This is a genomic window from uncultured Maribacter sp. (assembly GCF_947500405.1).
In the GTDB taxonomy this organism is placed as follows: domain Bacteria; phylum Bacteroidota; class Bacteroidia; order Flavobacteriales; family Flavobacteriaceae; genus Maribacter_B.
Genome location: NZ_CANMRY010000002.1, coordinates 137,961 through 150,454, shown reverse-complemented (window position 1 = coordinate 150,454; position 12,494 = coordinate 137,961). Strand labels below are relative to the sequence as shown.

General features: G+C 31.3%; 13 protein-coding genes. 3 read left to right on the top strand and 10 right to left on the bottom strand.

Going from position 1 to position 12,494, the window contains the following annotated elements; translation table 11 throughout:
- Positions 1-50: 50 nt before the first annotated feature.
- From Q0945_RS02845 to Q0945_RS02835, 3 genes are all read left to right on the top strand, one after another.
- Positions 51-482 (top strand): hypothetical protein, encoded by a 432-nt coding sequence (locus tag Q0945_RS02845; RefSeq protein ID WP_299430572.1) that lies wholly within the window; start codon positions 51-53, stop codon positions 480-482.
- 145 nt (positions 483-627) lie between these two features.
- Positions 628-1,140: a hypothetical protein gene (locus Q0945_RS02840; protein WP_299430570.1), complete on the top strand. Its 513-nt coding sequence runs from the start codon at positions 628-630 to the stop codon at positions 1,138-1,140.
- Between the two features lie 54 nt (positions 1,141-1,194).
- Complete coding sequence (locus tag Q0945_RS02835; protein WP_299430568.1) at positions 1,195-1,581, top strand: DUF423 domain-containing protein; 387 nt, start codon at positions 1,195-1,197, stop codon at positions 1,579-1,581.
- A 2-nt stretch (positions 1,582-1,583) separates the two neighbouring features.
- Here the strand turns inward: Q0945_RS02835 and Q0945_RS02830 are convergent, their stop codons facing one another.
- The 10 genes from Q0945_RS02830 to Q0945_RS02785 form a co-directional block, all read right to left on the bottom strand.
- On the bottom strand, positions 1,584-4,235 hold the full coding sequence (locus tag Q0945_RS02830; RefSeq protein ID WP_299430566.1) for a DUF5916 domain-containing protein: 2,652 nt from the start codon (positions 4,233-4,235) through the stop codon (positions 1,584-1,586).
- A gap of 103 nt (positions 4,236-4,338) precedes the next feature.
- A complete protein-coding gene (locus Q0945_RS02825; protein WP_299430564.1) occupies positions 4,339-5,052 on the bottom strand; it encodes a DUF4097 family beta strand repeat-containing protein in 714 nt (237 codons plus the stop codon).
- 25 nt (positions 5,053-5,077) lie between these two features.
- Complete coding sequence (locus tag Q0945_RS02820; protein WP_299430562.1) at positions 5,078-5,842, bottom strand: DUF4097 family beta strand repeat-containing protein; 765 nt, start codon at positions 5,840-5,842, stop codon at positions 5,078-5,080.
- 96 nt (positions 5,843-5,938) lie between these two features.
- A complete protein-coding gene (locus Q0945_RS02815) occupies positions 5,939-6,736 on the bottom strand; it encodes a HEAT repeat domain-containing protein (RefSeq protein WP_299430560.1) in 798 nt (265 codons plus the stop codon).
- Between the two features lies 1 nt (position 6,737).
- Positions 6,738-7,259 carry an RNA polymerase sigma factor gene (locus Q0945_RS02810; RefSeq protein WP_299430558.1) on the bottom strand — a complete coding sequence of 174 codons (522 nt, stop codon included), beginning with the start codon at positions 7,257-7,259 and terminating at the stop codon, positions 6,738-6,740.
- A gap of 115 nt (positions 7,260-7,374) precedes the next feature.
- Complete coding sequence (locus Q0945_RS02805; RefSeq protein WP_299430556.1) at positions 7,375-8,907, bottom strand: carboxypeptidase-like regulatory domain-containing protein; 1,533 nt, start codon at positions 8,905-8,907, stop codon at positions 7,375-7,377.
- 172 nt (positions 8,908-9,079) lie between these two features.
- A complete protein-coding gene (locus tag Q0945_RS02800) occupies positions 9,080-9,235 on the bottom strand; it encodes a FeoB-associated Cys-rich membrane protein (protein WP_299430554.1) in 156 nt (51 codons plus the stop codon).
- Positions 9,236-9,237: 2 nt separating this feature from the next.
- A complete protein-coding gene (gene feoB, locus Q0945_RS02795; protein ID WP_299430553.1) occupies positions 9,238-11,475 on the bottom strand; it encodes a ferrous iron transport protein B in 2,238 nt (745 codons plus the stop codon).
- Positions 11,476-11,478: 3 nt separating this feature from the next.
- A complete protein-coding gene (locus tag Q0945_RS02790) occupies positions 11,479-11,712 on the bottom strand; it encodes a FeoA family protein (protein ID WP_298484988.1) in 234 nt (77 codons plus the stop codon).
- A gap of 97 nt (positions 11,713-11,809) precedes the next feature.
- Positions 11,810-12,484, bottom strand: coding sequence for an SCO family protein (locus Q0945_RS02785; RefSeq protein ID WP_299430551.1), 675 nt, complete (start codon positions 12,482-12,484; stop codon positions 11,810-11,812).
- Positions 12,485-12,494: the final 10 nt, after the last annotated feature.

The following is a 12,494-nucleotide window of genomic DNA, read 5'->3' as shown; positions in this document are numbered from 1 at the left end:
TTGTAGTTTCTTTTATTTAACTTAATAAGTTATAAATTAAAATCCTTTTTATGGCAACAAAAAAAAGACACTGGTTATGGAATTTAATATTAATAATAACATTAGCTGTGTGTTTGTTAGCCTTTGTGGTTCATTATAAAAACTGGACAAAAATAGAACCAGATGGTATTAAAATGGTCTCTGGGATATATTATAAAGAGATAAAATTTAATGAGGTAGATAGTGTTTCTTTAGTAGATAGAATACCTCCTATGGAGCGCTTAAATGGTTTTTCTGCTTTATCTAAAGGTAATGGCTTATATAGGGAGTTTAAAGATTCTCTTACCAATAAAGAAGTACATGTTTTTGTAGATAATTTTGAACAGCAGAAAATTAAAATAGTATACCAAGATTCTCTAAAGCTTTTTTTTAATTATAAAGATAGTTTAGAGACATTAGGTTTAGTGTCTTTTCTTAAAAGTAAAATAAAAACTAGCAACTAGTTTTCTTAACATAAAAAGTTAAAATTCAATTAATTAGAAATATTTCGGGTGATTTTCCGTTAGAATATAAATAGTAAAAGATACAAGTTCCCTACTTTAAAAGTCTTTTAACTAAACCAAATCTAACATTCTAAAACCGCCTACAATGAGAAAGCATCTATCTGTATTTTTTGTTTTTATTCTTAGTGTTACATCTTATTTACAAGCGCAAAAAAGTGTAGATATAGACGGTCGTTTACAGCCTATTTTAAATGATTTTTTTAAAGAATGTAAAAAGTATGGGATAGAGTATCATTCTAAATTATTTGAATTACAAAATATTGATATAGTTAATAATTTACCGCTAGAAGAAGGAAATACGGTGCTTGGAAAAGTATCTCGTAATGAAGCTGGTACGATAGATGAAATTTTAATTAATTGGGCGGCAATGTTAGACCCAGAAATTCTTAAAGTAGTAGCTTTCCATGAATTTGCGCATCATTTTTTAGATTATAAACACACATGCCAAGACTGTAATGAAATTATGGCGGTAACTAATACTAGTTATTTTAATATTGCTAAAGATTGGGAAAACCAGGTTGAAAATCTTTTTACCACTTCACCTATTTATTTGGCAAATAAAGAAGCGCATACTGTTGCTGTGAATACTTACGAATAGATAAAGAACAGTCTTTTGTAAGATATAACTATATTCGTTTCTTAAAATGAATATATGGTTGGTATAGCACAATTTTTTGGGGCTTTATTTGGAATGTTAGCAATTATTTTTGGTGCGTTTGGAGCGCACGCATTAAAAAAAATATGTAATAAAGATCAGTTAAAAAGTTTTGAGACAGGTGTAAAGTATCAAATGTATCACGCTATTTTATTGTTAGTTTTAGGGTTTAATCTGACTATAACATCCTCAATAGAAAAGTATATTATTTACTGCTTTATACTGGGGACTTTCCTCTTTTCATTTAGTATTTACGGTTTAATTTTAAGTGCTGCAAAAGGAAATACCCTTAAATTTCTTGGCCCAATAACTCCCATTGGCGGACTGCTTTTAGTTAGTGGTTGGGGCTTACTTTTATTTTCCTTTGTTCAAAATCTAATCTAAAATTAAAGCACAAAACGATAAGTTGCCTTTAACAAGAAAATATTTTGAGGTTTTTTATCATTGAAAATAGTATCCCCCAAGTCATTAATTAGCTCATTATTAGGATTACCAGATTGCGCAATATCTTGTGACCAAACTAGAAATATCTCAGAACCTGGGATGTATTCCCAACGCACTACAAGATTAGATCGAAATTGAACGAATGAAAAGTCAGGATTGTCAAAAGAAAAATCAGACACGTCATCTAAGTTTCTATCAACAGAATAGGTGTCGTCAGTAAGTGAAATTTGATTCGGCAAATAAGAAGAAAATCGTTCATTAAATCTTGATCTCATTGGGTTTACTACTTCTTTAAAATCAGAATATCTTCCTCGAGAAATAAAAGGCTGCCCCCAATATTGAATCGTCAAATTCGGATTTATTGTATAATTTAACCGTAATGACATACTTAATGTTCTTTGGTTTACAGTTCCTGTTAGGTACGTGGTTTCACTATTAACATTAATATTGTCAATGTATTGCAATTTATTCATATTTATACCATATTCTGGGTTTGCAGAGATGCTCAATGCATTATAGGGTTGGTATGTTATTCCAAAATCTATGTTATACGAATTGTAAGAGTTGTCAGTTCCTCTTGATCCTTTATGGAAAACGTTGAATCGCACTTTCTTTCTTCTATCAGTGTTATAACTGTTAAAAAAACCGATTTTTGAGGTTTGTCGTAATCGAGGTCCACCTCGTAGCGCAAAGTTTGAGTATTGTTTAGGTTCGTAATTAAATCCGATATTTGTAAACCAGTTATTTTCCCATTTTTGCCAGCTATTTGTATTAAATCTTAGGCTATTGTGATTACCTGCAAAATCCCAAACACTCCAATGATTATAATTTATTCCTACTCTTCTAAATGTTTTGGTTGGTTTTAAGGTTTGATACCCTATCCATGTGTAATGGCGAATATCGTCTGCTTGACGTTGAAAGCCAATATCATTAAGCTCTAACTCTGGAGAGCGCCATGTGGCACCCGTTTCAAATTTCCAATTACCGTTTCCAACTTTACCTAATTGCAGGTTGCCACCTGAACCTGTTAATGAAGTTCGGTTTTCATCTAAAGAAACATGCGTTGCACCCTCACGTTGAAACAAATGTGTTATTGATTTTTGGGTATTTGATATTGCTTCAGCGCTTCCGTTTACACGACTTAAAATAACATTCCCAGCAACATACCAATCTCTATCTTGCCATTGATGTTTAAAATCAATACCACCTGTAAATGCAGAGTGATGTAAAAAATCTAATTCAGGAGTTAATTTGTCTCTACTTGTAGTCGTGAATATACCGCCAACAAATGTATTACGATCGTTAAAATCTTTTTGAAGGCGCCCTACAAAATAATTAGTCAATGGCTCAACAACTTCTTTTCTTCTATTACCATTATTATCAATTGTGGCATATTTTTTTGCCGTAACACTTTCTAAAACTCCAATAGACCAACCATCTTTTGTTTTGCCGCTAAATTTGGCAGCTCCCAAAATCTCCGTATTCTCTGGTTGTTCAACAAATTCTCCATCTTCTGTGTTCGGATATCCTTGCGGACTTCTACCAATTCTTCTAGAATAAAAAATGTTATCAAAACCGAAGGTGTTACCAGCTTCTGATTGACTTACCCGATAATCAAAAATATTTTTGTTCTCAACAAAAAATGGTCTCTGTTCTCTGAAGAATATTTGAAACCCATCAAGGGCAATAGCTGAGGGATCAGCTTCAACTTGTCCAAAATCAGGGTTTACTGTAAGATCTAAAGTTAGGTCATTTGTTATCCCAATTTTAGCATCTAGCCCACCTGTAAATTGGCTATCTTTTCCATCACGAAAAGGGTTTCCAGCTTCTGCTTCAAATGTCTCCAATTTGGCAACGGCATAAGGTTGAATTTCGAGTTGCTTTTGAGGTACAAGATTAACCAGCCCTGTCAACAGACCAAACTCACTTACAAAACCTGGTGTGTCTTGCTTTATACGTTGCCAAGCATAACGTTCTGCACCTCTAAAATATTGACGATCAACTTGAATACCCCAAACTTGTTCTTTGTCTTTTCCAAATTTTAACTGGCTGAAAGGAATTTTCATTTCGGCAGTCCAACCCTCTTTGTCTATGTTGGTTTTTGTATACCAAATTGGGTTCCAGCTTTCGTCTTCGTTATTGCCATTTTCAGAACTAAAAAAATCTGCTTTTACCCCTGCAGCTGTTGTTACGAAACCAAAGGCACTTCGTTTGTCATGATAGCTATCAATAAAAATGCCAACCCAATCACCTTGAAATCCATCACGTCTTGATAAACGCATTTCTATTTTATCAGGATCACTATCATACGCTCGAATACCTATATATAAGAAGTTTTGGTCATAAACTATTTTAAATTTAGTCTCATGGTCTGGTTTCGTGTTTTCATCTGGTCTTCGCTCAACAAAATTACCTTCCCATTCTACGATATCCCATCCAGGATCATCAAGGAGTCCGTCTACTTCTGGGGATGCAATTTGGTTAAGAAATTTTGTAGCGTAGTGTCTTTTAACCACAACGTCTGTAGAATCTTGAGCGGTAATAAATGTATGTGTAAAAAGCAATGCGCAAAGAGTAATCAGGCTGGTCTTCATGTTCTCAAATTATGATTGATGTGACTTAAAGACTCGCAAAAAATGGAGTAGTTACAGTCAAGTTTTATTTTAAGCTATTTTTAACAGAATTTAACGGTTTACATTAGCGTCTTAAATATATGTTGCCATTGATGGTATTTAATCGAAGTTGATTAGAACCATTGCCCAAGGAACCACTTATTTTTTGACCAACATGACGGTCTTTTGAAGTAAATTTCAACTTGTCATCGGCATAAATATCCCCATGAATGGTTTTAGCAATCAAATTTGCATCTACCATTTTTAGATCAATTTCACCATTTATTGTACTCAATTCAAGTTCTCCAGAATATTTAGCAATGTCGATATTTCCATTAATTAAATTAGCCTCAAATTCACCTTCTATTACTTCTGATTTTAAATCGCCATTGATACTGCTAATTTTGAATTTAGCATTTTTAGGAACATAAATAACATAGTTAAATTCATAGATGTCTCCAGTATTATAATACCTTCTTTTTTTGTTTGGGTTATTGTCATTCCATTCTTTATGAAAAGCTTTAAATAAAGGTTTAGCCTCAGAATTTATTGATATTGTATTTGAACCTTCATTTACCCTAAGTTTGTATTTGTCTTGATGTTTATTGTCTTTAGTAGAAATTGTTGCTTTAAAATAAACACTAGATTTATCCCATGTTTTTACTTCTATAAGTGATGCAAATTTTACTTCTACATCAATAAACTGTTGGTTATACTCAATATTTTTTTCGATTGTTTTTTGGGCGTACGTTGTAAGACTGATTAGGCTTAATAGAAGAAATGCTGTTATATTTTTCATGACTGTTTGTTTTGATTGTAATTGATTATTCTTTTCTTAAATAAATGTTTCCGTTAGTAGTTTTTAAATGTAATTGAACTCCACCACCATTTATAGGTTGTTTAATTTTTTGAGAGGAAATTGATTTCAATCCGTTTTTTTCTGAGAATTTTAATTCAAAATTGGTATAAATCTCTCCGTTAACTGAGCCTAATGATAGATTTGCGGGGGTATTTCCAGGTAATTTTACATCAAGTGCGCCATTTGTGGAATAGATTGTGATTGGAGAATTTTGATTTATGTTTGTAAATGAAACATCAATGTCACCGTTTAAAGAATTTGCGGTAACTGGTCCACTGGTATCTTCAATTTTAATCCCTCCATTTAGTTTCGTACGTGCTTCAATTTCTCCCTTAAAACCGTAGATTGTAATATCGCTTTGCCCAGTTCCATTGGTTGTAACAGAAATGTTCTGATTAGCAGGTAAATAAATTTCGGCATTGCCATTGTTCCACTTTCTTAAGTTTTTTAAAATGAGGCTATTACCTTCTTTTACAACATAAAACCCTACGTCGGTATTGTCAGATCCACCTGCGCCAACAAGCTTTAGTCCTTTTGCCTTTTCGGGAGTTTTGGTATAACTTTTTGTTTTAATTCGAAGTTGATTTTCAGAATGCGTTTTTAAGACTATGTCAGCCTTTGATTCAACTTTTACCCATTCGATTCCGTCTAATGATTTTGTATAATCTTCTTGAGCAAAAAGCACTAAAGAAAATAGAATTGCTATAACTGTTATTTTTAATGATTTCATTTTTTTCATTTTTTTGATTAATAATTTTCCTGGCTCGCTTCAATGGTACCCTTTACTCGGTCAGAAAAATTTCATGATTTTCGTTATTAATTGATGTTATATAATATTTGGTAATACTGATTCAAGTTCTTCTTTTACGTATGGTTGTGTATTTTCTTGCTCTAAAAGATATTTCATTGCACCTGCTGCTTTCTTTTCTTGAATTTTACCTAACACTTGAATAATTGTTATTTGTATTGCAGGATCTTCTTCAGATTTAAGTGCTTTAATGAAACTAGTTTTAACAGTCTCAGAGCTAATGAACTCACTTAAAACTTCAACCGCTGTTCTGCGAACATTAATATTTTCATCAGTTAACATTCGATCTACTAGAGCATTTACAATTGCTTCGTCTGGTTCGGCGAATTCTTCAATAAAATTTACACCTTGTATACGTTTACTGGCAGATTTGTTACCCATTAGCGATAACATTGCCATTTGTTTAAAGGAATTGGTTTCACTGGTTAACTGGGTAATTTCCTGCCCTAATACTTGATTTTGTTGTTGTTTTCCTAAAAAATAAACGCTAACCAATAGAACTATACTCGCAGCAATTTTTAAGAAGTTATTTGTCCAGCTGGGTTTTTCTTTGAAAGAACTTTTATTGAGATTAACGATCTTTGAATCTGTTATTTTCTCCAGTTCAATTTCTTCGAAGAAATTTGTTCTTAATGTATCAGAAGGTGAAACTTCTTCTTCTTCTTTAAAAGAGGTGAACAAATTTTTTAGCCCTTCTAATTCTTCAATACATTCCTCACATTCTTTAAGATGTAATTCTACCTCTTTTTTCTTGTTGTCACTTAATTGACCATCAATGTATTCAGGTAATAGTTCTATAATATGTTTTTTATCCATTTTATGAGTTTTGAAAATAAATGGTTTTTAATTTTTTTAATGCACGACTGACTTTTGTTTTAACTGCGCCTGGTGTACTTCCAACAATCTGAGCTAATTCTTCATATTTTATTTCTTGAATTCTATTTAGAATTACGAGTTCTCTATCTGAAGCTTCTAATTGATTTATAGCTAAGTGCAAATCAGAATAATCTTTTTGTTCCGCTTCATTTATTGTTGGATTAAATTTTAATATTGTTAATTCTTCCGTTTGTTTCGATGCATTTCGAAAGTGAGAATGCATACTATTTCTAGCAATTGTAAAAAGCCAAGGCACGAATTTTCCATTATTATATGAGGTCCGGTATTTCATCAATTTGTAAAAGACTTCTTGAGTTAAATCTTCACTCAGCATTCTATCTCCAGACATTTTAAATAAAAAGTTGAAAACATGATTATGATGTCTGTCAAAAAGAATCTTAAGTATATCTAAGTTTCCATTTGCAACTCTCGCCATTAAAATTTCATCGGTCAACTTTTCCAAAAATTGATTTTTTGTTGGTCTTCATTAGTATATAGTCCTGAAATTACAAAAGGTTACACCAAGGCATAAAAAAATCGCACCAAAATGAATTGATGCGATTAAAGTATTTTGAGATTTATTCTTCTGTTTCTCCAATAGAAGTAAATGCTTTAATTGCCTGATTGGGCTCAATTATATTATGGCCTTTCCAAAAATCGGGATTGTAATTAGGCATATACGTTGGTAAAATAGTATTGTTTTCTTGGAAGGAATTATATTGTGAATTACTTATGGTAGCTTCATCAAAAACAACAAGTTCATATCTATTTATATTCCCAAAATCAAAATCTACTTTTAATGAAAGTTCATTCTGTTTTCTACGGCCTTTTACGTTTTTATTCTTTTCAATGATTTTCAGTGGTCTGCGAAAACCAGCCTTAATTCCTTTGGATATATCATAGTAACTTAAATGATATTTTTTATCTTCTCCTTTGCTAAAAATAATTTTACCAGCGGCTAAATATTCTTTCATAGAAACACCAAGTAACCCAAAATCACGCAAAGGTTTTACATTTTCAAAATCCATTCTAATTAATGCAAAATCATCAGAATTTATATAAAGTTTTCCTTGGTAATCTTCAGACCTTTTTGGTTTAAATGTAATAACATAAACGGGAGCAGTTCCTAAATAAGTAAAATCTTCAAGAGCTAAATCATATCTTCCAGGTTTAAAGAGCACATTATAATCAGAGCTTTCATAAACAGGAATATTTTCGTAGAGTTTTCCCATGGTTTCTCTTTTATATTTGGCAAAAAACTTTTTCCGTTCTTCTTTGTTCTTTTTTTCGTCTGCTAATTTTTTATTTAGCGCAGCAACATCTGTTGAGTCAACTTCAGATTCAAATATTTCATTAGCATCTACTTTGGTTCCAAAAAGTCCAGATTTTATTTTAAAGTAAGAGTCCGTTTTTACATTTTCTTGCATAATTTTATTGAACTTTTTTTCTAGAATTTCAAAATCTAGCTCCATACTTTTATCATATAGTTCAGATGCTTTAATAAGATTTAGCTTTTGTTCTTTACTATCTCCCGCACCATATAAATCTCCTAGCGCTTCATTGTAAACTGTATTATTTTTAGGTATTTGACTAATAAGGTCGTCTATAAATTTTTTATTAAAGGCTTTTATAGTAGATTTCTTCAGGGTATAATCTGTCTTTAGGATTCTATTATTATAGGTTTCTCTTAAAAAAACTCTTTTTTTGGCAAGTCCTAGATTATAATTTTTTAAAATACTGTCTTCTACAATTTCAAGTATTTCTTCTGGAGTATAGTTTTTATTTGTTACAATAACCGGGTTAAGTTCTATTGCCATAGGAGCTAAAGAAATAGTACTCTCAGTAAATTCTTTTATGGGTTTTCCTAATGTTGCATACCCAATGCAGGATATAAATAGAGAATCGGTCTCTTTAATTTCTTTGTTTAAAAGAAAGCTAAAACGCCCTTCTTCATTTGTAATTACCCCTTTGTTATTTAATTTTACTGTAACATAAGGTATTGGTTTTTGTGTGGTAGAGTCTATAATTGTTGCGGTTAAAGATTGTGCGTGGCTATTAGAGCAAATAGCAGAAATAATAATAGATATAACCCAGAAAGTAATTTTTTCCATACAAAGTTGTGTTGATTGTATTACAAACTAAAGGAATGAGAAACAAAGCACCAGCCTTTTTTTAATTTCTTTAATATAGTTTTATCTTTTTTTTAAGAACTGTAACTGTCTTATAGACGAACATTGCTAAGTTTTGTTACTAAGATGTAGTGAATAAATTAAGTAGTATTGTCTAACTACAACTGCAGCCGCCTTCTTGGCTACAAGATTTAGTAAATTTGTTTTTATTAACTTTTACTGGTTTAGGAAGAAAGAATTTTTTAACTAAAAAACCAACAGCAAGAATTAAAGTTGCAAAAACTAAGATATTTTGGATAATTGTACTCATAATTAATTTAATATTTGGTATGCTGCTAAAGCTACAATATAAGCAAAAACGCTCATAAAAACTAATTGTCCTGCAGGCCATTTCCAAGAGTTTGTCTCTCTTTTTACAATAGCTAAAGTACTCATACATTGCATGGCAAAAGCATAAAATAATAATAGAGAAACTCCAGAAGCAAGATTAAATAAAGGTTTTTTAGTTACAGGATTAATCTCTGCAGCCATTCGGTTTTTTATGGTGTTCTCTTCATCACTACCCACACTATAAATGGTTGCTAAAGTACCTACAAATACTTCTCTGGCAGCAAAGGAAGTTAACACTGCTATTCCTATTTTCCAATCGTAACCTAAGGGTTCTACAACAGGAGTTATAGCTTTTCCTAGGTATCCCATATAAGAGTTTTCTAATTTATAACTAGCAATTTCTTGGCTTTTAGCTTGTTTGTAAAGTTCTATGCTTTTTAGTTTAAGGGAATCTTTTAATAATATTGGGTTTGTTTTATAAAGTGTTTTGTCTTCACTTTCTAATAAAGTTATTTTGTAGATTGCTAAATCTTCTACAACACTTTCTTGATTAAAAGAAGATAATCCTTCTTTTTTTATTTTATTTTCTATAATCGTGTCTGCATTTTTATAATTTTCAGAAAAGCCATTAGACCCTAAAAACCAAATAATTATAGAAATAGCTAGAATAATTTTACCTGCTCCAAAAACAAAACTTTTTGTTTTTTCCCATACTGTATAAGCTACATTTTTAAATAATGGTAGTTTGTAATTTGGCATTTCTACTACAAAGAAGGACCTACTTTTAATTTTTAATATTTTGTTTAATATCATTGCAGATAGTATAGATGCTGCAAACCCTATTAAATATAAAAGCATTAAAGTAAGTGCTTGGTAACTTAAGCCTAAAAACCTTCCTTCTGGTATTACTAAAGAGATAATTATTAAGTATACTGGTAAACGCGCAGAACAAGTTGTAAAAGGAGTTACTAAGATGGTTATTAAACGTTCTTTCCAGTTTTCTATAGTTCTTGTAGCCATTACTGCAGGAATTGCACATGCAGTACCAGAAATTAGAGGCACTATACTCTTGCCACTTAATCCAAAAGGACGCATTATACGGTCTGTTAAAAAAACAACTCTACTCATATAACCCGTTTCTTCTAGCAAAGCAATGAATAAAAATAAAAAGGCAATTTGGGGTATGAAAATTACAATACCACCAATACCTGCTAAAATTCCTTCAGCTATTAAATTTGTAAATGCTCCTTCTGGTAAGGTGTTTTTAACCAACTCACTAACTGTTGCAAAGGACTCATCAATAAAATCCATTGGGTAACTGCTCCAATCATAAATTGCTTGGAAAATAAGAAGAAGAATAAGAAAGAAAATTACATACCCAAATATTTTATGAGTAAGTACTTTATCTAAGGTAGCTCTTACTCCTGTAGCGGCATTAATATCTACATGATATGCTTCTTTTAATGTCTCATTTATAAATTTATACCTTAATATGGTTTCTTTTTGTTGGAGTCTTTTAAGTTCTGATTTAGATTTTGTAGAAAAAGAAGATGTGTCTGGGATTACCTTTTTTTCTATAGGCATAAAGTTTACATCCTGCGTTATAACTAGCCAAAGTTTGTATAAGTCTTCTTTTGGAAAAGCTTGTTGTAGGCTGTTAAAATACTCAGCGTCAATTTTGGTAGTATCTATGCAAGGCGTTGTAGACAAATTTTTATAATCTGTTATAAGCTCTTTTAATTTATTTATTCCTGTTCCTTTTCTAGAACTTACTAGTGCAATTTTAGTATCTAATTTTTTTTCTAGAAGTTCTATATCAATCACAATCCCTTTTTTGGTCATTTGGTCTGCCATGTTAATGACTAAAAGGGTAGGGATTTTAAGGTCTTTAATTTGTGTAAACAGTAAAAGATTCCTTTTTAAATTTTCTACATCAGAGACAACAATGGCTACATCGGGGTGGTTTTTATCTTTTTTATTTAATAATAACTCTACCGCTACACTTTCATCTAAAGAGGTTGTGTTTAAGCTATAAGTTCCAGGTAAGTCAATTATATGAGCTTTTACACCTCTTGGGAGTTTACAAATCCCTTCTTTTTTTTCAACCGTAATGCCAGGGTAGTTTCCAACTTTTTGGTTTAATCCTGTTAATTGGTTAAAAACCGAAGTTTTTCCAGTGTTAGGGTTGCCTATGAGGGCTACGTTTATTTGTTTACTCATAGGTTATTTTGTTTCTATAAGATCTAACTTAATCTTTAAGGCCATAGCGCGTCTTATAGCAATATGAGAACCATTTACATTAATATAAATTGGGTCTTTTAGTGGTGCAACTTGTACTAGCTCTACCATATTGCCTGGTAAACAACCAAGTTCTAGTAGTTTTATAGGAAGAGAATCATAGGCAATATCTTTAATAATACCTTTTTCTCCCCTTTTTAAGTTTGCAACTGTAGTCACTAATGTTTATTTAGATTCATTTTAATTAAGAGCAAAAGTAAGGGAAAAACACGAATTTTAATAAGGCTATTTTATAAAATTTTTTAAGAAGCTTTTTTTACTCTAAATAGGTTTTTTTAAGAATCTCTAAATCGGATAATAATTTTTCTATATCTTCTGTTTTAGTACCATCGTAAAAACCTCTTATACGCTTTTCTTTATCTATAAGTATAAAATTCTCTGTATGTATCATATCAAAAGGACCTCCATCACCATCTGTTTTAACAGCTAAGTAAGATTTTCTGGCCAGTTCATATATTTCTTTTTTACTGCCAGTAACTAAATTCCATTTGGTGTCTATTACCCCTTTTTCTAGAGCATATTTTTTTAATTGTGCAACAGAATCTATATCTGGGGTTACTGAGTGTGATAGTAGCAAAACATTGGTGTCTTTTAATATTTTGGATTGTATTTCTCCCATATTTTTAGTCATTATGGGGCAAATAGTGGGGCAGGTGGTAAAAAAGAAATCGGCTATGTAAATTTTGTTCTTATAATTTTCTTGCGTAATTGTTTCTCCATTTTGGTTAGTTAATGAGAAGTTAGCTACACTGTGGTATTTTTTTACATACTGTAATGTGCTATCTACTAATTCTGCGTTAACCATAGCTGGTTGGTAAATAAGAAGCGTTTTTTTTGGAGTTAGCGCTGTATAAAACAAGTAAATTATTATACCAGAAAGTACTAGCATAACTAATCCAAAAAACTTGTATTTGCTAAAAAAAGAAAACATAATTTTTTAT

Bases quoted from the DNA above. Each gene is read 5' to 3' on its own strand.
- Q0945_RS02845 (WP_299430572.1), top strand. From the start codon at position 51: ATGGCAACAAAAAAAAGACACTGGTTATGGAATTTAATATTAATAATA.
- Q0945_RS02840 (WP_299430570.1), top strand. From the start codon at position 628: ATGAGAAAGCATCTATCTGTATTTTTTGTTTTTATTCTTAGTGTTACA.
- Q0945_RS02835 (WP_299430568.1), top strand. From the start codon at position 1,195: ATGGTTGGTATAGCACAATTTTTTGGGGCTTTATTTGGAATGTTAGCA.
- Q0945_RS02830 (WP_299430566.1), bottom strand. From the start codon at position 4,235: ATGAAGACCAGCCTGATTACTCTTTGCGCATTGCTTTTTACACATACA.
- Q0945_RS02825 (WP_299430564.1), bottom strand. From the start codon at position 5,052: ATGAAAAATATAACAGCATTTCTTCTATTAAGCCTAATCAGTCTTACA.
- Q0945_RS02820 (WP_299430562.1), bottom strand. From the start codon at position 5,842: ATGAAATCATTAAAAATAACAGTTATAGCAATTCTATTTTCTTTAGTG.
- Q0945_RS02815 (WP_299430560.1), bottom strand. From the start codon at position 6,736: ATGGATAAAAAACATATTATAGAACTATTACCTGAATACATTGATGGT.
- Q0945_RS02805 (WP_299430556.1), bottom strand. From the start codon at position 8,907: ATGGAAAAAATTACTTTCTGGGTTATATCTATTATTATTTCTGCTATT.
- Q0945_RS02800 (WP_299430554.1), bottom strand. From the start codon at position 9,235: ATGAGTACAATTATCCAAAATATCTTAGTTTTTGCAACTTTAATTCTT.
- feoB (WP_299430553.1), bottom strand. From the start codon at position 11,475: ATGAGTAAACAAATAAACGTAGCCCTCATAGGCAACCCTAACACTGGA.
- Q0945_RS02785 (WP_299430551.1), bottom strand. From the start codon at position 12,484: ATGTTTTCTTTTTTTAGCAAATACAAGTTTTTTGGATTAGTTATGCTA.